Origin of the sequence: Corynebacterium gottingense (assembly GCF_002285125.1) — a bacterium.
Taxonomy (GTDB): Bacteria; Actinomycetota; Actinomycetes; order Mycobacteriales; family Mycobacteriaceae; genus Corynebacterium; species Corynebacterium gottingense.
Map to the genome: position 1 here is coordinate 269,618 of NZ_NSGN01000001.1, position 24,192 is coordinate 293,809.

Genomic DNA, 24,192 nt, shown 5'->3' on the forward strand with positions numbered 1-24,192 from the left:
GTAGGTTCGCACGCGGCACCGTGGCCGCCCTTTATCTATTAGACGCACGACCATAGGGGTGCGGTTCCCTCTGCCACCAATCTTTTTCTCCTGTGGCGCTGATTGGCACTCTACGGCAGGGCGCGGACACGCAACGACTATACACGCATAGGTGTTCGAGCACACGTCGCGACGCCCAAGTGGGTCCACCCCCTCCACGGCGCACCGCCGACAACGGGCCACGCGCTACGTCCCAGGCCGGTCCACGCCCAGGCGGCGCTCCTGCGGCACGTCAAAGGAGTCACACAGTCGTTCCCACGCCACCTTGGGATCGACCCCGCTTTCGATCATCTCTGCAGCCGTCTCACCCTCCGCGGAAAGCACCTGGGATTGGATAATCCAACCCGCGCGATCCGAGCCGAATTCGTCTTCCACCAACTGCCGAAATTCCGTCAAGCGCATGCCGTCTAACCTACACGCGCACCGCTTTCTCCCCGCATCGAACGAGTTGAACAGCGTTCACTAAGATTTCACCCATGAGTACACACACCACCCCTGCAGCAACTGCGGGGTCCAAGCCCGGTATCACCGCCGTCGACATTGCCTACATCGCCGTGTTCGCGGCCATTTTCTGGATCCTCGGTTTTGTCTCCATTCCCGTCGGCACCGCAGGCGTGCCAATCGTCTTGCAAAACGCCGCCGCAATCCTCACCGGCCTGGTCCTCGGCGCTCGCCGCGGCACCGCCTCCGTCGTCCTCATCCTGCTCATCGGGCTCGCGTTCCCGGTCCTCGCGGGAGGTCGCACCACCCTCTACGCGCTCGGATCCCCCACCGCAGGCTACCTCGTCGGCTACATCATCTCCGCGGCCGTCGCCGGGGCGATCGCCTACTCCGCGCTCCGCTCGTCCAAAGCCGGACGAGTCATCCTCTTCCTCGTCGCCGGCTACCTCGGGCTCGCCCTGCAGTACCTCTTCGGCGTCTTCGGACTCATGCTCCGCGCCGACCTTTCCTTCGGTGCCGCATGGCTCGCCCAGGTCCCCTTCTTGCCCGCCGATGCCGCGAAGATCGCCGTCATGGTCATCATCGCGCTCGCCGTCCACGCCGCCTTCCCCGACATGCGCCGCCGCTAATGCCCACCATCGAATTCCGCGGCGCCGCCGTCTCCTACGACGGCCGCACAGTGCTCGCGCCCCTCAACCTCACGCTCACGGAACGCCGCATCGGCATCATTGGCTCCAACGGATCCGGCAAATCCACTACCGTCCGCCTCATCAACGGCCTTATCACGCCGTCCGAGGGGCAGGTGCTTTTCGACGCCATGTCACCCTCCACCGACGGCAAAACCATTCGCAAACGCGTGGGCTTTGTGTTCTCCGACGCGGAGTCGCAGATCGTCATGCCTCGTGTGCGCGACGACGTCGCATTTTCCCTTCGCCGCTTCAAACTTCCCCGGCAAGAAGTGCGCGACCGCGTCGACGCAGCGCTCAAACGATTCGGTCTAAGTGACAAGGCTGAGTCGTCCCCGCACACACTTTCCGGCGGCGAAAAACAGCTTCTCGCACTGGCCTCGGTCTTGGTAATCCACCCGGAGACGATCATCGCCGACGAGCCAACGACCCTCCTGGACCTGCGGAACCGACGCCGCATCATCAGGGAGCTTGACGCGCTGGACCAGCAGCTGATCGTCATCACCCACGACCTGGACATGCTGCGCGGCTTCGACCGAGTCATCTGCATAAATGACGGCGAGCTGGCGTACGACGGGAACCCCGACGAAGCGATCGCTTTCTACACCGAGCTCATGGAGCAGACATCGTGATCCGTACGCTCCCCCTCGGCGTCTACGTCCCCGGCGACTCGGTGCTGCACCGCGCGCATCCGACGGCGAAGTTCGTCACGCTGCTGGTCTTCATCATCTCCGTCACATTGCTCCCCACGCGCCCGTGGCACGCACTCGCCGCGCTCGGGCTTGTGGTCGCCCTCTACGCCGTGGCGGCCATCCCGCCGCGCATTGCAGCGGAGCAGGCGCTGCCAGTGCTCCCCCTGTTGGCGTTCCTCTCCGCGTTTCTCTGGTGGCAAAACGGTCTCGCCTCAGCTGCCGCCACGTTCTTCGGGCTCTTGTCCACAATCGCCGCAGCGAATCTACTCACGCTCACCACCACGGTGGAGGCGCTTTTAGACGCGCTTGATCGCAACCTTGCGCCACTCCAGCGTTTCGGGGTTCCCGTAAACACAATCAGCCTCGCCATCGCCTTGACGATCAGGCTCGTCCCACTCATGCTGGCAACAGCCAATGAGGTTCTGGAAGCGCGCAAGGCGCGTGGGCTCGGGCTCTCCGTCACCGCGTTTGGCATTCCTCTGGTGATTCGTGCCGTCTTGCGAGCGCGCATGATCGGAGAAGCACTGATGGCCCGCGGCGCGGTAGATTAACCGCGCCCGGGCCATCAATGGGGACGTTTGCGCCACGCTCTCGCGCCGGCGCCCTCCTTAGTTCTCGCCGCGAAGCTCACGCATGCGCTGCGCGACAGCGTCGTCGCTGACGTTCGCGCCGTTGCCTGCTCCGCCCTGCGCATTGCCGGCTGCCCCCTGCGCGTTCTGCTCGATGGCAGGCTTGGAGCCGGAAGACAGTTCGCCGGACATCTCCGCGCGGATCTGCTCGAGGCGGCCGTGACCCGCCATCTGGATGCCGGCGCGCTCGACCTCGGCCATACGGCCCTGGACGGAGTTCTCTGCCAGCTCGGCGGAGCCGAGTGCCTTTGCATAGCGGCGCTCGATCTTGTCGCGCACCTGATCCAGGTTCGGGCCGGAGGCGGTGATGGAGTTCATGGACTGCATGGTCTCCGAGACCTTCTCCTGCATCTTCGCCTGCTCCAGCTGGCTGAGCAGTTTGGAGCGCTCTGCCACCTGCTGCTGCAGGTGCGCAGCGTTGCGCTCAACGGCCTGCTTGGCCTGGGTGGCCTGCTGCAGCGCCTGGTCGTGCAGCTGCTTCGTCTCCTCAATGCTCTGCTCAGCGGTGACCAGCTGGGCTGCGAAGGCCTCGGCGGCGTTCTCGTACTCCTGCGCCTTCTGGGCGTCTCCGCCCTCGCGGGCCTTGTCCGCCAGCTGCAGCGCCTGCTTGGTGTTCGCCTGCAGCTTCTCCACCTCTTCCAGGCGGCGGTTCAGCTGCATCTCGATCTGGCGCTGGTTACCAATCACCGCCGCAGCCTGCTGCGAAAGCGCCTGGTGCTGGCGCTGTGCCTCACCGATGGCCTGCTCGATCTGCACCTTCGGATCGGCGTTCTCCTCGATCTTGTTGTCAAAGAGCGCCATGAGGTAGTTCCAGAACTTCGCAAACGGGTTAGCCATGATACTTAAAGAACCTTTCGTTACCAGTCATTCACACTAATAATCCAACACTCTAGTGCGCTGGGCCGAGTTATGCTTCCGCTGCGGCCGGTGAAGTTGTTGCCAATTCCTCCTGAATGGAGTGCAGCGACATGTTCGCCACGACCTCCATCAGCAGCTCCGCCACCGATGTATCCAGCGCGGTGCAGATGGCCGCGAGCAGCTCAGAAGAGACCTCCTTGCGGCCGCGCTCCAGCTCGGAGAGGTAGCCAGAGGACACACGCGCCTGCTTTGCCAGCTCGCGCAGCGTCACGCCCTTATCGGCGCGGTAGGCGCGCAGCGACATGCCGAGGGCCTCGCGCAGCAGCGGCTCGCGCTCCTGCACCTCCGGGGCGAGGGAGCGCCCAGCCGCGCCGTCGAGCGCGGCGGGCCGGATCATCGGTGATTCATGTACGAGAGTTGTAGTTGCCATCACGAGTACTAACGGTCCTCCCCTTGTGTTTGTTCCCGGACTTCGTTGTACAGGGCCGACAGCGCCGCGCCCACCGCCGCCTCGCGGATTTCCTGGCGTGAACCGCGAAGCTGCTCGGTGCCACCCGCGGCCAGGGCGAAGCTCCGACGCGGACCCGCGATGCCGACCCACACCTCGCCAACCGGGTGCCCGTCCTGCGGGTTGGGTCCGGCAACGCCAGTCAGCGCGACGCCGTAGTCCGAACCACAGACTCGGCGCGCGCCTTCGGCCATGGCGCGCGCCGTGACGGGGCTAACGGGGCCGTTCGCTTCCAGCACCGCGTGCGGTACCCCAGCCAGCGACTCCTTCAGGTCCGTCGCGTAGGTGACCAGGCCACCCCGCAGCACTGCGGAAGCGCCCGGCACCTGCGCCACGGTCGCGGCCGCGAGGCCTGCGGTGAGGGATTCGCAGAAGGCGAGGGTGGCGGGGGCGTCGATAAGCAATGCGACGAGCTCACGCTCCATTGTTGGCCTTTCGCGCGTCCACGAGGTACTGCACGCCCGTGACCACGGTAACCACAACGGCGATGAGCATGACCGTAAGCGTCGGGATGTCCATCCATCCGGGCAGCGGGCACAGGTACATGCCCACGCCGACGGTCTGCAGCACCGTCTTGAGCTTGCCGCCCTTGGAAGCTGGAACGACGTGGCCCTGGCGCAGCATCCACATGCGCCAGAACGTGATGCCAAGCTCGCGGACGATGATGACCACCGTGATCCAGACGGGCAAGGAGCTGGCGATGTTGAGCGTCACCAGCGCGGTGATCATCAGCGCCTTGTCCGCGATCGGGTCCGCGATCTTGCCAAAGTCGGTGACAATATTGCGCGCGCGGGCGATGTCACCGTCGAGCTTGTCCGTGATCATGAGCGCCACGAACAGGCAAAAGGCCCACCACCAGTGCTGCGTGAGCACAAGCCACGCAAACACGGGGATAAACAGAATTCGCAGCGACGTCAGAGCGTTCGGCAGATTCCAATTGGACTGAGTCTTCACAAAAACCAGCCTACCTACCCATTCGCCGTGGCCTAGACTGCCACCCATGAAGTATTTTGCGTTTACCTATACCTACGGCGAGGACACGGCGCTTGTCGACGCCACCCGCCCCGCCCACCGAGAATTCATCGCCAGCCAGCTGTCGCTGGGGCGGATCGTCGGCTCCGGCCCGTACGCGGGCGACGAGCAGGCACTCATCATCCTGCAGCTGCCGGACACCGCCACGGTCGCGGACGCCGAGGAAATTATGGACGCGGACCCCTACACCGAGAAGTCCGCGCTCGCGTCCCGCGAGGTCCACGAGTGGAACCCGGTGAGCAATATCTTCGCCGGGAAGTAAGCCGGCGTTTCCGCTCGGGACGCCCTCGTCCCTACTTCTTACCGCCGCGGGCGACGTGCAGGTGATCCGTCTCCCGCGAACCGGTGGCGGTGTGATCGCCCTTGCCGGAGGTAGCCGGATCATCGACCCACTCGATGTGGTGACCGTGCTTGTCCACCTTGCGGCGGTTGCCGTGGTCATCGTAGTCGATGTGGTAGCTCATCTCGTTCGGATCCACCTTGCCGGCCTTTACGTCGGCCCGATCTTTGAGGATTGAAGCCACCGCAGTGACCGCGAGCACGCCCACAATCACCACCAGCGAGGCCACAGTGCCAACCTCCGGTACGGCCAGGCCCTCGCCCCCGTTAATGAACGGCAGGTTGTTCTCGTGCAGTGCATGCAGGAGCAGCTTTGCACCGATGAAGCCCAGGATGATCGCGAGCCCGTACGGCAGGTACACGAGCTTGTCCAGCAAGCCGTTGAGCAGGAAGTACAGCTGACGCAGGCCCAGCAGCGCGAAGGCGTTTGCGGTGAAGACCAGGAACGACTCCTGAGTGATACCGAAGATAGCCGGAATGGAGTCGAACGCGAACATCACGTCGATAAAACCGATGGACAGCAGCGCCACAAACAGTGGGGTCACTGCCTTCTTCCCCGCCTCAGTCTTCGACACGAGTCGGTCACGGTGGTAGGACTTGGTCACCGGAATGACCTTGCGCAGCGTCTTCACCACGAACATGTCATTCGGGTCTTCGTCGGGCTGGTCTGTCGCCTCGTCGTAAACGAGCTTGATCGCCGTGTAGATCAGGAAAGCTGCGAACAGGTAGAACACGTCCGACCAGGCCTCGATGATCACCGCGCCCAGCAGGATGAACAGGAGGCGGAAGACCAGCGCCATGACGATGCCGATCAGCAGCACCTTTTGCTGGTAGGCCCGAGGGATTTTAAACGCGCCCATAATCAAGGCGAACACGAACAGGTTATCCACCGACAGTGAAAGCTCGGTGATGTAGCCCGTGAAGAACTGTACGCCGTGCTCGGCGTCCCAGAGCCACCAAACGATGCCGCCAAAGATTGCGGCCATCGTCATGTAGAAGGCGGCCCAACCTCCGGACTCTTTCATCGTGGGCTCGTGCGCATTTCGCACGTGCGAGACGAAGTCAAAGACGAAGAAGCCGAGAATCACCGCTGAGGTGATGAGCCAGATATACAGGGGCACATGCATAGACATATCCTCCGGTCAGAGTTCGAACAAAGATGACCGGAGGTCTCCCCCACCCAGCGCGGGGCGGCCCAGACCGGGGCAATCGCTTACCGACGCTTCCGTGTTGACGGTCCAGGCGCTTACGGGGTACTCCCCTCCAAGCTCGTCCAACAATACACCACCCTGTGCGCCGCGCGAGTCACGGCTACACCGCGAACGGGTCCTCGTCAGCGTCAAGGTTCAGGCGGAGCTCGATAGCGGAAGCAACCTCGCGCGCCACATCCACTCCACACTCGGCTGCGACGAATGCCGCCGCCATATCCGTCCCGGCCGACACTCCAGAAGACGTCCATCGGTCGCGGTCATGCACCCACCGGGCAGATTTGCGCCAGTCGATTTCGTGCCCGAAGCCAGTGGCCCATGCAAATGCCCGCTTGTTGCTGGTTGCCGCATATCCCTCAAGGAGTCCCGCTGCGGCGAGCAAGGCCGAGCCCGTACACACCGACATGACGACGCTCGCGCCGTTCGCCATCGAGGTGAGATTTCGAAGAAATTCCTCGTCACGGGCAAGCGTTCGCGTCCCGAGCCCTCCGGGGATAAGGAGCACGTCGCCGCTTTTCTGCGCGTAGGAGCCATCGACCTCGAATCGCACACCCTGGGACGCGCCCACCGGTCTCCCATCCGGCGAGAGTAGCTCGGTGTCCCACCCTTCAACCTTGGACAATATCTCCAACGGCCCAGCCACGTCGAGGAGTTCGAATTCCTCAAACAGGACGATCGAGAATCTCCTCGAGCTACGGTGCGACATCTAGAACGCCCCGCCAGTCGGGTTGTAGGTCGCCTCCACCGTGCGGGTGTCGTCACCCGATGCGTCCGGGGCGTCGCTTGGCGACGACGCGGCGTCGTCAAGCGACTGCTCCTTGGGCGCCTCCGCGGGGTCCGCACCCTTGATCATCCAGATGATGGTCTCCAATTCCTCGGGCTTGACCAACACTTCGCGGGCCTTCGAGCCCTCGGACGGGCCGACGACGCCGCGGGACTCCATGAGGTCCATGAGTCGGCCCGCCTTGGCGAAGCCGATGCGCAGCTTGCGCTGCAGCATTGACGTCGAGCCGAGCTGGGAGGTGACGACTAGTTCGACGGCCTCCAGGAGGTCATCGAGATCCTTGCCGATGTCGTCGTCGATGACCTTCTTCTCTGCCTGCTTCTCCTCGGTGACACCCTCGACGTAGTCGGGCTCGTCCTGAGACTTGGCGGCGTCGACCACAGCCTGAATTTCCTCGTCGGTGACGAAGGCGCCCTGCATGCGCTGCGGCTTGCCGGCACCCTGCGGGATGAACAGGCCGTCGCCCATACCGATGAGTTTCTCGGCGCCGCCCTGATCCAGGATGACGCGGGAGTCAGTCAGCGAGGAGGTAGCGAACGCGAGGCGCGAAGGCACGTTGGTCTTGATCAGGCCGGTGACGACGTCCACGGAGGGGCGCTGCGTCGCGAGCACCAGGTGGATGCCGGCTGCACGCGCCTTCTGCGTGATGCGCACGATCGACTCCTCGATCTCCTTCGGTGCGGTCATCATCAGGTCGGCGAGCTCGTCGACCACGCACACGATGAACGGGTACGGGCGCATCTCGCGCTCCGATCCGGGCGGTGCCTGGATGTCGCCGCTGCGGACCTTCCGGTTGAAGTCCTTGATGTGGCGCACGCGCGCCTGCTTCATGTCCAGGTAGCGCTGCTCCATCTCCTCGACCAGCCACTGGAGGGCGGCCGCGGCCTTCTTCGGCTGCGTAATGATCGGGGTGATCAGGTGCGGGATGCCCTCGTACGGAGTCAGCTCGACCATCTTGGGATCCACGAGGATCAGGCGGACGTCCTCCGGGGTCGCGCGGGTGAGCAGCGACACCAGCATCGAGTTGACGAAGGCGGACTTACCGGAACCGGTCGAGCCGGCCACCAGCAGGTGCGGCATCTTCTGCACCGAGGACGCGATGAAGTCGCCCTCGATGTCCTTGCCCAGGCCGATAAGCATCGGGTCCTCGTCGGTAGCCACCTTCGGCGCGTCGAGCACGTCGCGCAATCGGACCATCTCGCGGTCGCGGTTCGGCACCTCGATGCCCACGGCGGACTTGCCCGGGATCGGGGTGAGGAGGCGTACGTTGTCCGTGGCCACGGCGTACGCAAGGTTGGACTGCAGGTTGGTAATCTTTGACACCTTCACGCCTGGGCCGAGCTCGACCTCGTAGCGCGTCACTGTCGGGCCGCGCGAAAATCCGGTGACCTGGGCGTTGACCTTGAACTCCTCGAAGACGTCCGTAATCGCCTCAATCATGCGGTCATTCGCCTCGGTCCGCGTCTTCGGAGCGCTGCCCTGGATGAGCAAGTCTGTCGACGGCAGCGCATAGTCCGAGTTGCGCTGAATCTTGCGCGCACGCTGCTGCGCCGGGTCGACGCTTGCTACCTCCACCTCGGACTTCGGGGTCGAGGCCGGAACTGCGGACGCGTCGACACCGGAGCGGGCGACGATCGCCTTGCGCACGGCTTCGCGGGAGTTGCTCACTGCGTCACCGGCTGCCTCAGCGGCGGCACCCGCCACGGAAGCGCCCGCGCCAGCAGCAGCGCCCGCCGCCGCAGTGGAACCTGCGGCCCCTGCAGCCTTCGCCGCGCCTGCGGCCCCGGCTGCAGCGCCTGCAACGCTGCCCGCAGCTTCCGCGGTGCGCTTCAGGACCTTGGTCTCCCCGTCGTCACTGTGTTTGCGTGCGCGGGTGGTGCCACGCTTCGAAGACGCCGGGGAAGGATCGTCGTGCACCTCGGGCTCGGCAGGAGCGTCGAAGGCCTCCGTGACCGGTTCGCCGAAGTCGTCCACCCGCTGTCGGTCGAACGCCTCGGTCGGATCGGAGTGCTGCTCGTCCGTCGGGTAGTTGTCCATCGGCGTGCGGCGGCGCGGGCGGGTTCGGCGCAGACGCTCTCGGCGCGCCTCCTCGCGGTCGGACCGGTCAGCGCGGTCAGATCGGGCGGGGCGTTCCCGTCGCTGCGCGGGCCGACGGTTGTAGCGGCGCTCGCGTCCTTCGGCGATGTCGTCCAGGTCCCGTTCGACGTGGCCGTACAAATCGTCGTCCAAGCCGTCAGCGTCCTCATCGTCAACGTCGTCATCGCTTGGGTTTCTGGTGGCGTCGAAAAGCTCGGAAATGCGCGCGACGACGTAGTCGTACGCCTGGCGCACGGTAATACCGGTGGTTTTCAGCGCGCCGTACACGATCACGAGTGCGAGGAGCGGGATCGCAACGTACGAGGAGAAGCCCTTGGCCAAAAGGCCGCCGGTGTATGCGCCGATGACACCTCCGGCGATGCGGCGCGTCTCCCAATCTGCGGGGTTGCCGGCGAAGACGTGGACGAGTCCGAGCATGGCCACCGCGATAATGCCCAGGCCCAGCGAGACCCGGTTGCGGACGTCCCGCGGCGTGCGCACATTGAGCATCAACGCGATGGCGATCCCGACGAGGAGGACCGGCAGGATGAGCGCGCCAGCGCCGATTACCCAGTGGGTCACTGTGGCGATGAGCTCGCCGATCGGACCGGCAATGTCCAGCCACACCGATGCACCGATGACTGCGGCGAGGCCAATAAGGAGTAGTCCCCACGCATCCGCGTGCTCGGCTATGCTGTCACGACCGCGCCGCGGGAGGCCCCTGCCGTCGTCGCCGAGTTCGGCCTGCTCGCCACGATCGTCATAATCGTCGTAGTCGTTGTGGTCGGCGTAGTTGTTATGGTCGTCGCCGCGGCGGGCGGATCGCTTTGCGCTCCTCGTACGGGTGCGTTGTTGCACGTGCTCCTCTTCATCATCAAACGGGTCAAAGCTGTCGTCGAGTTCTTCGTCGGTGGCGTACCGGCCACCGCGGCCACCGCGACCATCACGGCCACCGCTGACGCGACGGGACAGGCCCCCGAACACGCCCCTCACCCCGCGCGCCGCAGAGCTTGCTGCCGCGCCGATGGAGCGACCGACCACGCTGGTGGCCGAGCCGACGCGCTCGTCGGCAGTTTCCGCGGCCACCATTGATGATGTCGGCGGGTGCGTCAGCGACACGGGGCCATTGCGCCGCGTCGACGACCCGCTCGAGCGGGGACGCGTTGAGCGTGGTGCGGAATTTTTGACAGACATGGCTGTCACTCTAATACCTCGAGTCACATACTTCCCATAGGCAACTCGGGGTGGCGCGGAAAAACCTCGCCGCATCGAGGGGAGCCACTCCCCCATTGGCCCCTTAAGAAACCGACTATCCGACGGACATCTCGTAGCCCTCGAGCAGTTCCTCGTTGTCCACCCGCACCTTTGCCACTGCGGCACGGCCGACGACCCACAGCAGTAGCTCGCTCGGGTCACCGAAGACGCGGACGACACGATCGCCCTGGTCCGAGACACCGGACTTGTCGCCAAGCGTGACGGGCGGCAGGTGCTCCGGCGTGAGAATCACCGGGACCGGCGCCTTGCGCAGCGTCACCTTGCCGTAGCTGGTCGCGGACTTGAGCAGGCGCTCCTGCGCGGCGGCGCTGAGCTCCCTCGGTTGCACATCGGTGCCCTGCGCGCGGCGGACGTCCTCGTGGTGGACAAAGTTTTCGCCCGTGTTCAGCGGCGCAAAAAGGGGCGCGGCGAATTTGCTCGGACCGGCGAGCCAATCCTGAATGTTGTCCTCGTACGGACGGTTCCGAGCCTTGTCCATCTCCTTGCCCAGCCTCTTGGCCAACGGCGAGAAGAAGTTGCCAAGCCCCCACGGAAGGCGGTGCTCACGCACGTACAGGTGCGCAGCAAGGTCGCGGGTGGTCCAGCCATCGAGCAGCGTCGGGGCGTCTGGCCCCAACTGCAGAAGGAGGGCACCAAGATTTTCACGTTCACGAGAAGCTAAAGACATGGTGCCCACCCTAGCGTTCTTTTAGCTCGCAGAACTGGAGAGCCTGTGTTCCAGGCTGAAGAACGCCCGAATGATGGGTGCGAACGGCGCGACTTTAGCGTCAGCGGTGACGAGCTTGCCACCCTTGGCCCAGCCCAGGTCGGTCACCTGCTGGCCGTCGACGTAGCAGGTACCCACACCACCTTTGAAGTTCATAGAGCACAGCAGCTGGTCCGCATCAAAGTCACCGATGACGCGCACTCCTCGGACCTCGCTGTTGCGGAAATTCGGGTCCCCGAACTTGATCACGTCGTACATCCTCCAGGCCGAGCCATACCCCGGCTCGTGCGGCACCTCAGTGCCCTCGGGCAGCGGGTGTCCGCCGGTCCAGTCGGTGTCGGCGTCAGCGTCATCGGCGTGGGCAGCGGGCGCGAGCAGAATTGTGGCGGCGATCATTGAGGCGGTGGTCTTTGTGCAGTCCATCATAGACCATTTTTATACACACCTGTCATGAACGTCGCAACCCCCTCGGTCCGAAACTTGTAGGCCGAGGGGGTTGGCGTCGCCAAGCGAAATGCGGCTACAGCGATTCGCGGGTGAGCTCGATGTCGTCGTCCTCAACCGGCAGGTTATCCGCAGCCATCGGCACGACCGTCGGCAGAATGACCGGCTCGCGCTTGTACTTCTGCTCAATCGCGCGGGAGACCTTGCGACGCAGCTGCTGCACCATGCGGTACGGGTCGTTCTCGCCCTCTGCGGCGAGGTCGCCCATCACGCCCTCGACGCGCTCGACGAGCTTCTTGTTGAAGTCTCGGTCGTCGTCGGAGAAACCGGTGGTGGACACGCGCGGGGCCTCCAGCAGCTGGCCGGTGCGGTCGTCGATGACACAGGTGATGGACACAACGCCGCCGGATGCGAGCGAGCTGCGGTCTGCCAGCACGTCCGGGTCGACGTCGCCCATGGTCTCGCCGTCAACGTAGAGCTGACCGACCTGGTACTGGCCGACCACCTTGATCTTGCCAGCGTGCATGTCCACCACCACGCCGTTCTGCGCGAGCGCGGTGTGCTCCGGGCGGACACCGGTGGAGATCGCGAGTTCCTTGTTTGCGCGCATGTGGCGCCACTCGCCGTGCACCGGCATCGCGTTCTTCGGCCGCGCCGCATTGTAGAGCTGCAGGAGCTCACCGGCGTAGCCGTGACCGGACGCGTGGACGTGCGCCTCGCTGTTGGTGATCACCTTCGCGCCAATCTGCGCAAGGTTGTTGATCACGGCAAACACGGCTTCCTCGTTGCCCGGGATCAGAGAGGAGGACAGGATAATTGTGTCGCCGTCGCGAACCGTGATCTGGCGGTGCTCGCGGCGCGACATGCGCGACAGGGCAGCCATCGGTTCGCCCTGCGTGCCGGTGGTGATGAGCACCGTCTTGTGCGGCGCCATCTTGGCGGCCTCTTCGATCGGGATGATGGTCCCCTTCGGGGCCTTGAGCAGGCTCATCTTCTCCGCGATCTCCATGTTGCGCAGCATGGAGCGGCCGTTGAACGCGACCTTGCGGTTGTTCGCCACGGCGGCATTGACCGCCATCTGCACGCGCGACACGTTGGACGCGAAAGACGCGATGACCACGCGCTGCTTCGCCTGCGCAACGAGGCGGGTCAGGGTGTCCTCGATGCCGGCCTCCGAAGCGGAGATACCCGGGATCGTGGCGTTGGTGGAGTCGCAGAGGAAGAGGTCCACGCCTTCGTCGCCAAGCCTCGACAGCGCGGGGATGTCGGTGGGCTTGCCGTCGTACGGGGTCTGGTCCACTTTGACGTCGCCGGTCATGACGACGTGGCCGGCGCCGGTCTTGATGGACACGCCCAGGCACTCCGGGATGGAGTGGCCGACGTGCCAGAACCGGAGGCGGAACTGGCCGAGGGTCACCTCGGAGTCCTTGTTCACCTCGTGCAGCTTCGGGCGCTGGCGGTGCTCCTTCGTCTTCGCGGCGATGAGCGCGTTGGTAAAGCGCGAGGAGTAGATCGGGATGTCCGGGCGCAGTTTGAGCAGCCACGGGATGGCGCCGATGTGGTCCTCGTGCCCGTGCGTGACCACGAGGCCCTCAACCTTGTCCAGCTTGTTCTCAATGGGGCCGAAGTCCGGCAGGACCAGGTCCACACCCGGTTCGCCGGAATTGGGGAAGAGCACGCCACAGTCCACGATGAGCAGCTTGCCGTTGTACTCAAAGACCGTCATGTTGCGGCCGATCTCAGAAATGCCGCCAAGCGCGTAGATGCGCAGCGTATCCTTCGCCGGCTTCGGCGGGGCGGGCAGACGCTTCGTCAGGTCCGCGCCCTGCATGGACTTCACCGGGTTGCGGCGGCCACCGCCACCGCCACCACCGCGGCCGCGACGGCGCCTGCCGCGGCCGTTGCCGCCACGGCCGTTGCCCTGGTTGCCATTGCCGTTGCCATTGCCGCCGTTCTTGGCGTGGCCACCGTTGCGGCCACCGCCGTTCTTGCCGTTGCCGCTTCCGTGGTCGGCGTCGTTGTGGCCGTCGCCGTGGGACTCGTTGTTGGGGGTCTGCTGGGACGGCGCCTTGAACGCGGGCTGCTGCTCAGCAGGCTCCGGCGGGCCCGCCTTGCGGGTCACCTTGCGGGAGCGATTACGGGGTTCGTTCATACTTAGAGAACTCCAGCCTTTTCCATATCTTCACGGAGCGCCTCAAGCTGCGCCGGGGTTGCGTCAACCACCGGCAGGCGCGGCGCCCCTACGTTGATGCCCTGCAGTCGCAGGGCTGCCTTTGCAAATGTTGCACCGCCGAGCGCTGCTTGCTGTCGAGCAAGCACGGTCAGGGTGTTGGCGTTGATTTCCCGCGCGCGGGCGAGGTCGCCTTCCTCGAAGCTTGTCACCATGTCACGCATTGCCTGCGGAGCCGCGTGCGCCACGACGGAGATCATTCCGGTCGCGCCAACGGACAGCCAGGGCAGGTTGAGCGGGTCGTCCCCGGAGTACCAGGCCAGGCCCGTGCTCTGAATGAGCGGAGCGGCCTCAAAGAAGTTGCCTTTCGCGTCCTTTACCGCCTGCACTGTCTCGAGTTCAGCCAGCTCAGCAATGGTCTCCCCAGCAATGGGGATTCCGGAGCGGCCGGGAATGTCGTACAGGCAGATCGGCAGGTCGGTCGCTTTGGCCACGGCGGTGAAGTGGGCCTTTACGCCTGCTTGGGAGGGCTTGGAGTAGTACGGGGTGACTACCAGCAGTGCGTCCGCCCCGGCATCGCGCGAGGCCTGCGCCAGCGCGATCGAGGTTTTCGTGTTGTTTGTGCCGGCTCCCGCAATCAGCGTTGCGGAGTCACCCACCTCTTCCTTGACCGCCTTGAGCAGGGCCAGCTTCTCCTCCACCGTGGTGGTCGGGGATTCGCCGGTTGTGCCTGCGAGGACAAGCGAGTCGATTCCATGATCTACAAGGTGGGCTGCCAACTTTCGGCCCGCGTCACAGTCAAGTTCTCCGTTGGAATCGAACGGCGTGACCATTGCGACGCAGACGGTGCCAAAGACTTCTGCACCGAGGTTAGCTTTCATAGATGTGCCCATGAGCACACAGACTACCCTCTTCGTCAACGCAAGTGCTTATCGACGCCCCTCTGCAACCCCGCCCCTACCGCACGTAGGGGCTGGTGGCCATCCGCGTGCCGTCGGCAAGCTCGCTGATCAAAAAGTCACTGAACAACACTGGTGCCTGACCGCGCAGCAGCTCCAGGCACTCGACGGCGAGCGTGCGGATCTCCACGTCCGCGTGCTCGGACGCCCGTGAGGCGATGAACCCGCGCCACGCGCGGTAGTTTCCGGTGACGACGAACCTGGTTTCGGTCGCGTTGGGCAGGATCGCGCGCGCGGCTTGGCGGGCCTTCTTCTTGCGCAGCAACGCGTTCGGCTCCGAGGCCATGTTTTCTTCCAGGGCCTGCAGCAGCTCGTCGTATACAAAGCGTGAGTCGTCCACCGCGCGCAGGAACATGCGCGAAAGTTCCTCGTCGTCCGCGATGATGTCGGGGACGACAACCTCGTTGTCGTCGCTGTGCACGAAGCGCTGCGACAGCTGGGAGAAGGAAAAGTGCCGGTGGCGGAGCAGCTCGTTGCCTGCTGCGCGTGACAGGCCGCGGATGTACAGGGTCGCGGTGGCGTGTTCAAGCAGCGCGTCGTGCCCGACGTCCAGGATGTGGTGCAGGTAGGCGTCGTTCGCCGCCGTGTGCGGGTTGGGACGGTCAAAGGACTCGTAGCAGGCCCGGCCCGCAAACTCCACGAGCGATTCCGCGTCTGTGGCCGTGGGGTCGGCCTCCCACGCCACGCCCTCGGGGGCGCGGAACTGGGAGGCAGCGATGAGCTGGACATCCAAGTGCGAGGAAACGGCCATGTCGCTACAGCCCCAGGTAGTCGTCCAGACCGATGGTCAGACCGGGACGGTCTGCGACGCCACGCACGCCGGTAAGCACGCCAGGCACGAAGGATTCGCGCCCGTAGGAGTCCTGGCGGATGGTCAGCGACTGATCGGTCGTGCCGAAAATAACTTCCTCGTGCGCGACCATGCCCTGCATGCGCACCGCGTGGACCTTCACGCCATCGACGTCGGCGCCGCGGGCACCATCGAGCTGTTGCTCGGTGGCGTCCGGCATGGCGCCCAGACCGGCGTCGCGGCGGGCGTCGGCAATGCCCTGCGCCGTCTTCAGCGCAGTGCCGGACGGCGCGTCGAGTTTGTTCGGGTGGTGCAGCTCAACGACCTCGGCCGAATCGAAGAACCGCGCCGCCTGGCGAGCGAACGCCATGGTCAGCACGGCAGAAATTGCAAAGTTGGGCGCAACGAGCACGCCCACCCCGGGGTTGTCGGCGCACCAGGCGCGCACCTGCTCGTACCGGGCGTCATCAAAGCCGGTCGTGCCCACCACGCAGTGGATGCCGTGATTGATGCAGTATTCAAGGTTGTCCATCACGGACGCTGGCGTGGTGAAGTCCACGATGACCTCCGCGCCGCGCTCGGCAAGGACCTCGAGCGAGTCGCCGCTGCCGACCTCTGCAACCAGCTCCAGGTCCTCGGCCTTGTTCACGCCGGCCACCACAGCGGTACCCACGCGCCCCTTCGCTCCGAGCACTCCGACCTTGATCACCTTGTCCGCCATGCTGGCCTCCTCGTTTCCGCTTGCATTGTTCCCTCGCAACTCTAGCCCGCGCGGCCAAGCCCGGGCACACTGGCGGGTATGCGTATTTCAGTCCTTGCTCGCTGTGTTCAGGACCAGCAGCGCGCGCTCGAGTTCTACCGCGACGGCCTGCCCTTTACCCGGTTCAGCGTGGATGATGTCGCCGCCGATGGGCGAGGTCAAGGCGGCAGTGTTCGACGACCAAAACGGCCATTACATCCAGCTCGTCGAGGGCGCGTAGCAATTCGCTTGTCGACGCCCACACCCTCCCCTTCCCCATATACTGGCACCATGCAACAGTCACGCCAGCACCACGCGCCCCGTTTATCCCACGCTGCCGCAGTCGCCAGCGCCGCCCTCGCCTGCACTCTCGCGCTGACCGCCTGCTCGCCGGAGTCGTCCGATGAGGCTCCCACACCCTCGAGCGCAGCCACTCCGACGTCTGCGGCGGAGGTTGCTTCCAGCGAACGCCCGGAGGGGGACGCGGGGGCGTCGGTAAGCGCTGTGCCCGAGACGCAGGCTGAGACTCGGGCGCAGAAGCTGTCCGCGGCCAGCGACGACGGGCAGTTCAGCACGGAGCAAGTCCGGGTCACGCAGCCGCAGCCGGCTGACCTACAACTGCAGGATGTGCGCGCGGGCTCCCACGGCGATATTGACCGCGTCGTCTTTGAGTACGCGGGGACGGGCTTGCCAAGCTACGTGGCGGGGTACGTCGATACGCCGCGGCAACAGGCCTCTGGGAACGTGATGGAGGTGCCGGGCGCGGCGCACCTCGAAGTGAATGTGCAGGGCACGGCCGGGGATATGATGCGCACCGACGCGCCGATCACGGCGATGGGGAGTAAAGGCGTCGCGGCGGGCAACATTGCGGACGTGTACCTGGGCTCGATCTTTGAGGCCGATTCCCAGTTCTTTATCGGGTTGGACGGCCAGCGCGGGTACAAGATCTACACGCTTGAGAACCCGACGCGCGTCGTGGTCGATATTGCCCGGTAAGCGGGGCGGGGGCGCTACAGGAAGCAAATACTGGCAGTTATGTCATCGTTTCCTATCATTCGCCTGCCTACACGCTCGGCACTCGGAACCGTCGCGGGCATTGCCGCGACTTCCCTCCTACTCGCCGGTTGCGCCAACGAGGGTGACAGCGGCCCAGAGACCGTTACCATCCAATCGACGACACAGGTCACGGAGGACTCGGATGCGCAGACCCGCGATCCCGACGCGAGAGTGGTGGCCACAACCGGCAAGCCCGGCGACAAGGTAGCGCTTGCGCCGCTGACCAAAGCGCTGGTCACACCGTCAGCGGAGACATTTCGGGAAGTGGGTACCTGAACCTCGGACACGCCCGAGGTCCCCCTCCGTGACGTTCGTGCCGCAGAGCACGAGGGGTTCGACCGGCTGGTCTTTGAGTTTTCGGGGAACCCGGAGGTCGTCGAGAAAGCTATGACTTATCAAGATGCCCCGGACCAGCAAGGCACCGGAGACATTGAACCCGTCAAGGGCAATGCGTACCTTCCGGTTTTGCTGCGACGGGTGGCAGTCGTTGACATACCCGAAGGGCACCAGTTTGTTGGTCGTGGCAGTTTAGGCGTGGCGGCGGGCAACATTCTTGATGCATTCAACTCTGGTGGCACCGAAGGCGATTCGCTCTTCTACGTGGGCCTGGACTCCGAGCGCGACTTCACGTTCCAGATGCTTGAGAACCCGACGCACGTAGTACTCGACTTTCCCAAGTAGGCGCAACCCCTCTTCATCCGCGGGCACCCCTCCATCGGGTGCCCGCTTTTGCATGTGCACTGTTGGTAGTCGGGCAAGGGGAGGTCGACTGAGTTATCTGCAACACACTTTTTCTTGCGAGAGAGCGCTATTACCCCGTATCGTTCTGTATGATCTAGAACAATTCCATGAATCGATCTTCTCGTTGGCGCATACATCGCCAGCTGTGAAAGGCACCCAACAATGTTTGATCCCTACAGACGCCCCACAGTGGCCGTCATCGGCGCCGGCCCTGCTGGCGCTACCGCTGCCGCAGAATGCGCATTCTCCGGCTTTGACACCACCCTCTTTGACAAGCGCGAAGCAATCGGCGGCCACCTGGCGGCACCCGATGCGGAACCTGTGTCCAAGCGTCTCCACTACCGCACGCCGTACCTCAAGGTGACCAAGGTGGACGGTTCTGCTGCTGCCGCCGCGCGCCACCTCGCCGCGGCAGTGCAGGCGGGCGGCGCGGAATTCCGCCCGCACACCACGGTCACCGGTGCTGCGTTTGATGAAGGCGAAGGCCAGTGGGAGGTGACCTTCATCGATGCACAAGGCGGCGAGCACACTGAGCGCTTTGACATTCTCGTCCGCGCCACCGGCGAGGCATCGCCGTGGATCGCAGTCCCCGGCCGCCCAAACATCTCGGTCGATGACCTCTACCTGCACCACGGCGTGGAAGTTGTCGGTCTGCCGAACGCGCTGTTTGTCGACGGCCCCTACCCCACCGATTCCAGCCTCAAGCGACACCCCTTGGCCGTGCTCGAAGCGCGCGGCGATTACGCCCGCCGCTACGCCCGACAGCTAGAAATCCGCGGGCCCGGTGCGCTGACCGTCAAGCGCGACAAGTGGCTCGTGCAACCTGGCGCTGTTCGCGGCATTCGCTCGAAGCTGTCCGAGTTCGATGCGACCGTCCACGAGTTCAAGCGCGCTTCTCACTATGCCGACGACGCCCGCCGAACCGCCCGAGCCACCGCAGCGGCACACTAACCAAGCCCGAAGGAGACACCATGACTACCGTCCACCCGTCGACGAAGAACGAGTCCGCTGCCGACGCGGGGCTCAACGCAGCGCAGGAAGCGGCTCAGGGCCACGTCGCCGAGCCGCAACCCGGCCTGCCCGAGCTCGGCCCGGATTCCATCCTTTGGGATCGTTTTGGCGACTGGCGCTCCGCATTCGTCGCCCTGGCCGCAGGCGTGCTGCAGATCGCGCACCGAGACATCAGCCGTTCCCTGGTCCAGCAATCCAACGTGTTTGATAACGAGGTCGCGCGCCTGGTCCGCTCCGCATTCCCAATCATCCGCGCAGTGTACGAAGGGCCCGAGGTTGGCTCAATGATCCGCGACTTCCACAAGGACATTAAGGGCACCCATCCGGATGGCTCGCGTTACCACTCGCTGAACCCGGAGGTCTACTACTGGGCACACGCGACGTTTGCCGCGATGCCGTACCAGCTTGCCGGCAACTTCATGCCGGATATGACCAAGGCGGAGAAGGATCAGCTCTTCCAGGAGTGTCGCACCTGGTACAGCTTCTACGGTGTCGCCGAACCCGAAAGCGCACCGAAGACGTACGACGAGTATGTCGAATACATGGACCGCATGATCGACGAGCTCGGCCCCAGCGAGACGATCGAGCGCTCCCGCATCATCAATGGTCTGACGCTCGACACACCGGACCCGTCGGTGCCGAAATGGGCGTGGAAGCCGGTTGCCCCCTTCGCCTCCAAGCTCCTCCTCTGGGTGGCTATCGGCATGATCCCCGACAAGCTTCGTGACAAGCTCGGCTGGGAGTGGACCAAGAAAGATGCCCGTCGCCTCAAGCTGCTTTCTACGGGCACACGCGCTGTATTCTCAGTCCTCCCGCGCAAGGCGCGCATGGTACCGATCGCATCCCGCGCGTACGAGAAAGCCGAAGCCGAGGGCGGCTTCCACTACTAACGGCTGCCACCGCGACGAGAGTGCGCCAGGTTTCTTCCCGAGACCTGGCGCCTTCTTTATGCACTGCGCCCGGAGGCGAGCTTTCTCGTTGTGTGTCCGTGTTGTGGCTCAACGTACGGACGAAATTCCGCACGGGCGGAAAGCTCGGCTCCAAAAAGTTCCGCACAGGCGGAAAACCGGGGTTCGAAATATTCCGCACACGCGGGAAAGCCGGGCCCGAAAAATTCCGCACAGGCGGAAAGCTTGGCCCCAAAAAGTTCCGGTCAAGCGGAAAACCTGGGCTCGAAAATTCCGCACAGGCGGAAAACCGTCCCCAAACCTCCCGTCCTCGTGCACTCCGTGCGATCAAGAATTCCGCACAGGCGGAAAGCTTGGCCTCAAATAATCCGCACACGCGGAAAAGCCGGCCCCAAAAATTCCGCACAGGCGGAAAGTCCGTCCCTGGTCCTCCCGACCTCGTGTACTCCGTGCGATCAAAAATTCCGCACACGCGGAAAAACCGGGCCCCCAAAAACTCCACACACGCGGAAAAGCTGGGCCCGGTCTTCCCAACCTCGTGTACTCCGTGCGATCAAAAATTCCGCACAGGCGGAATAGCTGAGCCCCAAAAAGTTCCGCACAGGCGGAAAAATCAGAGCCCAGTCAGAACTATCTGCTCGCCCAATCTACGGAACTGTCAAACGAACCGACGGCGCGCTGAACCCTTGGCCGTAGAGCGTCACCATTTGCATGGTCACGTTGTTCAACGAGATCTCATTCATCAACATGTCGGGCACTTCTACATTGGGAACGGGGCGCTTATCAGGTACACCGAGCTGATCGAGGACCGAGTTGATGTCACCGCTGAGATCGACCGTCACTGGGATGGTCGGAAGATCACGCACAGCGGGCGTCGCAGTCAAGCCTGTAGCCACGACTTTCACCGGCCCATTCGTTACTGTCGTATCAACATTTCCCGTGGTCAGGTTCCCGCCGCCCATGCCGGGAATCTTGAGACCCAGGTTGTGCCCAACCAGCCGATCGCCGCTCAGCACCAGCGCTCGTTGCTGCTGTCCTCCCACGTTGACATAGTCCAGCGTCGCGTGCACATTGCCAGTCAGCGTGACCTTGTCCGCAGTCACAGTACTCGGCGCCGCGGCCGGGGCCAGCCCAGAGGGAATTGCGCTCGTGCCTATCGACGCCCCCTCGCCCGCCCCCGGAGCCGCTGGGGCCGCAGGGGCCGAACTCTCCGGTGCGGGCTGCGTCGGCGCCGGTAGGCCCGGAACGTTGGGGACCGACGGCGCTGGCAACTCCGGAATCTCCGGCAATTGGAGTTCCGGGGCCGGAAGCTTTGGCAGCTCCACCTGCGGGAGCTGCGGCGCTGCGGGGGCCGCCGGTTCCTGTGCAGACACGACCCCGGTGTCGCTGAGCAGTAGTGCGAGGACTGCGCTCGTAGCAGCGACGGCCACGACCGAGTTCAGCGTGGAACCTCCACTCCACTTCGAGCTTCCCCCGCGTTGCTCGGTCTCGGATGTCTCGGGATCAGCCTCATCGAAGGCGTCCTCAGCGAACGGATCGAAGTCCTCCGACTGCTCCGGTGCGTCGGCAATCGACGCACGTTTCGCGTGCTTCCCCTTGCGCTTCTTCGCACTCTTCTCGCCCGGCTCCCAGCCCAGCGCAAGGGCGCCGCCAACGATGCCAAACAGCGCGCCGACGACGAAGCCGCCGAGGTTCGAGGTCGGTAGGGAGATCACAGACACGATGATGGCCAGCACGCCCAGGTACACCGCGGTGGCGGGCTGCAACCAGCACCCGAGGCCGAACATGAACATCAGCACGCCGATGAGCAGGGTGGACACGCCGGAGACGGTGGAGATCATCACCAGGATGTCGGAGACCTCAACCGTGATGTATGCCGGCGCCGCGATGACGAAGCCGGAGATCATCATGAGCAGACCCGGAATGAACGGGCGATTCTTCCGCCACTGATTGAAGCGGTGTGCCAGTCCCGGTGTGTCGTGGGTGGCGGTGTCGTGGTCGTCGATAAGCGTGTGCTCCTCGTCGCTACTTGAGGCCGCAGGCATTGTCACTCCCCTTCACCACGGTCACACCAACGCCGGACGCGGAGAGGTACTCGGCGCCGATGGACGTAGTGGTGATGTCGTCGGCACTGAGCGAGACTTTGTTGGAGTGCAGGCCCCAGGTTCCAGGCGCGGCCTGCGCGTTAACCTGCTGGGCGTCGATGCCCACGCTTGCGTCGGTGAGCTGGAGTGCGCCCTTAATGTCGTTGGCACCCACGACGAGGTTGCGGACCTCGACGCTGTTGTCGCCGTTGGCGCGAAGCGCGAGCGTGCCCTCGCCGACCATCGGGAGATCCGGCAGCGTGGCAGAAAGGCACAGGTTGGAAGCGTACGCGTGGCCAAACTTCAGGCGGGCGACCGGAATGGTGTCGTCTTCCTTCATCGGCTCACTATCCACAAACAGCGAGAAGTCCTCGCCGTCCAGGTGCGTCATACTAACCTTGAAGAAGGTGCCCGATAGCGCCAGGTTTGCGGTCAGGCCTCCCTGTGCGACAGCGACGCCAGTGGCCCCGAACGCCAAGAGACCGGTGGTCAGCGCGACCGCGGTCTTCTTCCAGTTGAATTTCCCCATGGGGGCAACCTTTCATCGTTGTGCAACCGTTTTGACCAATGCACTCTCGGGTGATGCGGGGAGTGCTGAGGTTGAGCCTGAGACATCCATCAAAACGACACGCTCTTGTATGATTTGCCACACATTAGCACGGCCGCGGTCGCCCAGACCAAACCGAATCCCATGACGTCCGCCACATGCGCCCATAGCGGAAAATACCGGGCACCCCCACGGTCGCACTGCGAACCACTACCCGCACATAAGGTAGGTGCCCACACCAGATCCTCGCCGTCACAGCCACAGAACGCCCGCAGAACGCCCACGTTTCAGCCGGCACCTCGATACGGCCAAATCCTTAGGGCCGGAAAATGATGTGACCCCCACCCGGCCAACCGCGATGCTGTGCTACCGTTCACATATCAACCGAGATGTCTACAAGCACATGAAATGAGGCAACTGATGTCCACGCCAGTTTCCGCCAACTCCTCCAAGGGCGGTAAGCGCGAGCTCCGCCGCTCCCCACTCGACCCGGACTCGCTCCTGTGGAAGTGGGGTTCTGACCAGCGCATCCAGCTCCTGCGCGGGTACACCGGCGTCATGCAGAACATGCACCCAGCCATCGGCCAGTCGCTGCTGGACCACTCCAAGTTTTTCGACGAGCCGTTCGCCCGTCTGGAGCGCTCCACCCCGCAGATCATCATGTCCATCTACGATGACGGCGACCTGGGCAAGCAGATCCGCGACTACCACACCACCATCAAGGGCACCCTGCGCAACGGCGAGCGCTACCACTCCATGAACCCCGAAACCTTCTGGTGGGCGCACGCTACGTTTGTCTACCGCGTCATCTACGCCCAGGAGCTCTTCGGCACCCCCTTCACCCACGAGGAAAAGGACCAGATCGTTCGCGAGGGCGTGACCTGGTGGGACCACTACGGCATGTCTGAGCGCCCGGTCATCGACAACTACGACGACCTCGTGGCGTACATGGACGAGATGGCCGACACCGTCCTCGAGCGCAACGAAACCGTCGACTTCGCTCTGCGCACCGCCCGCGACGAGATGATCGCCCCGCCGGAAGGCGTCTCCCCGAAGGTGTGGAAAGTCATTTGGAAGCCGATCATGCGCAGCGTCATCTGGCTCACCTACGGCACCATCCCCGCCAAGGAGCGCGCCATCCTCGAGCTCGACTGGTCCGCAAAGGATCAAAAGCGCTTCGACCGCATTGCCAAGCTGGTGAAGAAGGTCTTTGACATCCTCCCGGAGGACAAGCGCTACATGGAGCCGGGCCGGTCCCAGATGATCAAGCACGGCATGATTTCCGGCGAGTACAAGGAGCCGAAGAACATCCGCCCATACCAGGGCAACGGCGACGAGGACCCGGAAGCAGAGCTCAAGGCCGCAGACGGCATCACCGTGTCCGCACGCAAGCAGCGCAGCACGCTTGACGACGATGCCGACGCCGTCGCCGCCCGCCGCGCAGCCGGCTGCCCGTTCTAACCAGGAGTG

At 64.2% G+C, this 24,192-nt stretch carries 25 protein-coding genes and 1 pseudogene; 10 read left to right on the forward strand and 16 right to left on the reverse strand.

What is annotated here, in order from left to right; genetic code table 11:
- Positions 1–225: 225 nt before the first annotated feature.
- On the reverse strand, positions 226–441 hold the full coding sequence (locus CKJ82_RS01305) for a DUF3046 domain-containing protein (RefSeq protein WP_095536708.1): 216 nt from the start codon (positions 439–441) through the stop codon (positions 226–228).
- 74 nt (positions 442–515) lie between these two features.
- Here CKJ82_RS01305 and CKJ82_RS01310 point away from each other — a divergent pair, with 74 nt between their 5' ends.
- The 3 genes from CKJ82_RS01310 to CKJ82_RS01320 are packed head-to-tail and all read left to right on the forward strand — an operon-like array spanning position 516 to position 2,409.
- Entirely contained in the window at positions 516–1,109 is a 594-nt protein-coding gene (locus tag CKJ82_RS01310; RefSeq protein WP_095534759.1) for a biotin transporter BioY, read from the forward strand.
- Entirely contained in the window at positions 1,109–1,798 is a 690-nt protein-coding gene (locus CKJ82_RS01315) for an energy-coupling factor ABC transporter ATP-binding protein (protein ID WP_095536709.1), read from the forward strand. The genes CKJ82_RS01310 and CKJ82_RS01315 overlap by 1 nt, the downstream gene beginning before the upstream one ends.
- Positions 1,798–2,409 (forward strand): energy-coupling factor transporter transmembrane component T family protein, encoded by a 612-nt coding sequence (locus CKJ82_RS01320; RefSeq protein WP_205691348.1) that lies wholly within the window; start codon positions 1,798–1,800, stop codon positions 2,407–2,409. The genes CKJ82_RS01315 and CKJ82_RS01320 overlap by 1 nt, the downstream gene beginning before the upstream one ends.
- Before the next feature lie 57 nt (positions 2,410–2,466).
- Here the strand turns inward: CKJ82_RS01320 and CKJ82_RS01325 are convergent, their stop codons facing one another.
- From CKJ82_RS01325 to pgsA, 4 genes are all read right to left on the reverse strand, one after another.
- The gene (locus CKJ82_RS01325) at positions 2,467–3,324 is read right to left on the reverse strand and encodes a PspA/IM30 family protein (protein ID WP_095536711.1); all 858 of its coding nucleotides are present in this window, start codon (positions 3,322–3,324) and stop codon (positions 2,467–2,469) included.
- Between the two features lie 70 nt (positions 3,325–3,394).
- Positions 3,395–3,775, reverse strand: a complete 381-nt coding sequence (locus CKJ82_RS01330; RefSeq protein ID WP_095536712.1) for a helix-turn-helix domain-containing protein — start codon at positions 3,773–3,775, stop codon at positions 3,395–3,397.
- Positions 3,776–3,783: 8 nt separating this feature from the next.
- Positions 3,784–4,278: a CinA family protein gene (locus tag CKJ82_RS01335; protein WP_095536713.1), complete on the reverse strand. Its 495-nt coding sequence runs from the start codon at positions 4,276–4,278 to the stop codon at positions 3,784–3,786.
- Positions 4,268–4,807 carry a CDP-diacylglycerol--glycerol-3-phosphate 3-phosphatidyltransferase gene (gene pgsA / locus CKJ82_RS01340; protein WP_233127046.1) on the reverse strand — a complete coding sequence of 180 codons (540 nt, stop codon included), beginning with the start codon at positions 4,805–4,807 and terminating at the stop codon, positions 4,268–4,270. Before pgsA ends, CKJ82_RS01335 begins: the two co-directional genes overlap by 11 nt.
- Before the next feature lie 46 nt (positions 4,808–4,853).
- Here pgsA and CKJ82_RS01345 point away from each other — a divergent pair, with 46 nt between their 5' ends.
- On the forward strand, positions 4,854–5,147 hold the full coding sequence (locus tag CKJ82_RS01345) for a YciI family protein (protein WP_095536715.1): 294 nt from the start codon (positions 4,854–4,856) through the stop codon (positions 5,145–5,147).
- Between the two features lie 31 nt (positions 5,148–5,178).
- On the opposite strand, the gene CKJ82_RS01350 is transcribed toward CKJ82_RS01345, so the two are convergent.
- The 9 genes from CKJ82_RS01350 to dapB form a co-directional block, all read right to left on the reverse strand.
- Complete coding sequence (locus CKJ82_RS01350) at positions 5,179–6,351, reverse strand: TerC family protein (RefSeq protein ID WP_095536716.1); 1,173 nt, start codon at positions 6,349–6,351, stop codon at positions 5,179–5,181.
- 184 nt (positions 6,352–6,535) lie between these two features.
- Complete coding sequence (locus CKJ82_RS01355; RefSeq protein ID WP_095536717.1) at positions 6,536–7,138, reverse strand: DJ-1/PfpI family protein; 603 nt, start codon at positions 7,136–7,138, stop codon at positions 6,536–6,538.
- A complete protein-coding gene (locus tag CKJ82_RS01360; protein ID WP_095536718.1) occupies positions 7,139–10,486 on the reverse strand; it encodes an FtsK/SpoIIIE family DNA translocase in 3,348 nt (1,115 codons plus the stop codon).
- 115 nt (positions 10,487–10,601) lie between these two features.
- Positions 10,602–11,234: a TIGR03085 family metal-binding protein gene (locus CKJ82_RS01365; RefSeq protein WP_095536844.1), complete on the reverse strand. Its 633-nt coding sequence runs from the start codon at positions 11,232–11,234 to the stop codon at positions 10,602–10,604.
- A gap of 21 nt (positions 11,235–11,255) precedes the next feature.
- Positions 11,256–11,696 (reverse strand): hypothetical protein, encoded by a 441-nt coding sequence (locus CKJ82_RS01370; protein WP_133063990.1) that lies wholly within the window; start codon positions 11,694–11,696, stop codon positions 11,256–11,258.
- Between the two features lie 97 nt (positions 11,697–11,793).
- Entirely contained in the window at positions 11,794–13,869 is a 2,076-nt protein-coding gene (locus CKJ82_RS01375) for a ribonuclease J (RefSeq protein ID WP_095536720.1), read from the reverse strand.
- Between the two features lie 2 nt (positions 13,870–13,871).
- On the reverse strand, positions 13,872–14,780 hold the full coding sequence (dapA, locus tag CKJ82_RS01380) for a 4-hydroxy-tetrahydrodipicolinate synthase (RefSeq protein ID WP_095536845.1): 909 nt from the start codon (positions 14,778–14,780) through the stop codon (positions 13,872–13,874).
- 64 nt (positions 14,781–14,844) lie between these two features.
- Positions 14,845–15,597, reverse strand: a complete 753-nt coding sequence (gene thyX / locus CKJ82_RS01385) for an FAD-dependent thymidylate synthase (protein WP_095277330.1) — start codon at positions 15,595–15,597, stop codon at positions 14,845–14,847.
- A 4-nt stretch (positions 15,598–15,601) separates the two neighbouring features.
- On the reverse strand, positions 15,602–16,357 hold the full coding sequence (gene dapB / locus CKJ82_RS01390; RefSeq protein WP_095534772.1) for a 4-hydroxy-tetrahydrodipicolinate reductase: 756 nt from the start codon (positions 16,355–16,357) through the stop codon (positions 15,602–15,604).
- Between the two features lie 309 nt (positions 16,358–16,666).
- Between dapB and CKJ82_RS01395 the strand changes: the two genes are divergently transcribed.
- The 5 genes and pseudogenes from CKJ82_RS01395 to CKJ82_RS01410 all read left to right on the forward strand — a co-directional run bounded on the left by CKJ82_RS01395 (position 16,667) and on the right by CKJ82_RS01410 (position 20,073).
- Positions 16,667–17,371, forward strand: coding sequence for an AMIN-like domain-containing (lipo)protein (locus CKJ82_RS01395; protein ID WP_133063991.1), 705 nt, complete (start codon positions 16,667–16,669; stop codon positions 17,369–17,371).
- Between the two features lie 39 nt (positions 17,372–17,410).
- Complete coding sequence (locus CKJ82_RS01400) at positions 17,411–17,707, forward strand: hypothetical protein (RefSeq protein ID WP_095536722.1); 297 nt, start codon at positions 17,411–17,413, stop codon at positions 17,705–17,707.
- Positions 17,708–17,743: 36 nt separating this feature from the next.
- A pseudogene (locus CKJ82_RS11580) lies at positions 17,744–18,112 on the forward strand (AMIN-like domain-containing (lipo)protein); the annotation flags it as partial.
- 222 nt (positions 18,113–18,334) lie between these two features.
- On the forward strand, positions 18,335–19,123 hold the full coding sequence (locus CKJ82_RS01405; protein WP_095536723.1) for an NAD(P)-binding protein: 789 nt from the start codon (positions 18,335–18,337) through the stop codon (positions 19,121–19,123).
- Between the two features lie 20 nt (positions 19,124–19,143).
- On the forward strand, positions 19,144–20,073 hold the full coding sequence (locus CKJ82_RS01410) for an oxygenase MpaB family protein (protein ID WP_095277342.1): 930 nt from the start codon (positions 19,144–19,146) through the stop codon (positions 20,071–20,073).
- A gap of 665 nt (positions 20,074–20,738) precedes the next feature.
- On the opposite strand, the gene CKJ82_RS01415 is transcribed toward CKJ82_RS01410, so the two are convergent.
- Entirely contained in the window at positions 20,739–22,136 is a 1,398-nt protein-coding gene (locus tag CKJ82_RS01415) for a DUF6114 domain-containing protein (protein WP_095536724.1), read from the reverse strand.
- On the reverse strand, positions 22,117–22,704 hold the full coding sequence (locus CKJ82_RS01420; RefSeq protein WP_095277348.1) for a DUF6230 family protein: 588 nt from the start codon (positions 22,702–22,704) through the stop codon (positions 22,117–22,119). Before CKJ82_RS01420 ends, CKJ82_RS01415 begins: the two co-directional genes overlap by 20 nt.
- Before the next feature lie 438 nt (positions 22,705–23,142).
- On the opposite strand from CKJ82_RS01420, the gene CKJ82_RS01425 reads away from it, so the two are divergent.
- Positions 23,143–24,183, forward strand: coding sequence for an oxygenase MpaB family protein (locus CKJ82_RS01425; protein ID WP_240510639.1), 1,041 nt, complete (start codon positions 23,143–23,145; stop codon positions 24,181–24,183).
- The last annotated feature ends 9 nt before the right edge of the window (positions 24,184–24,192 follow it).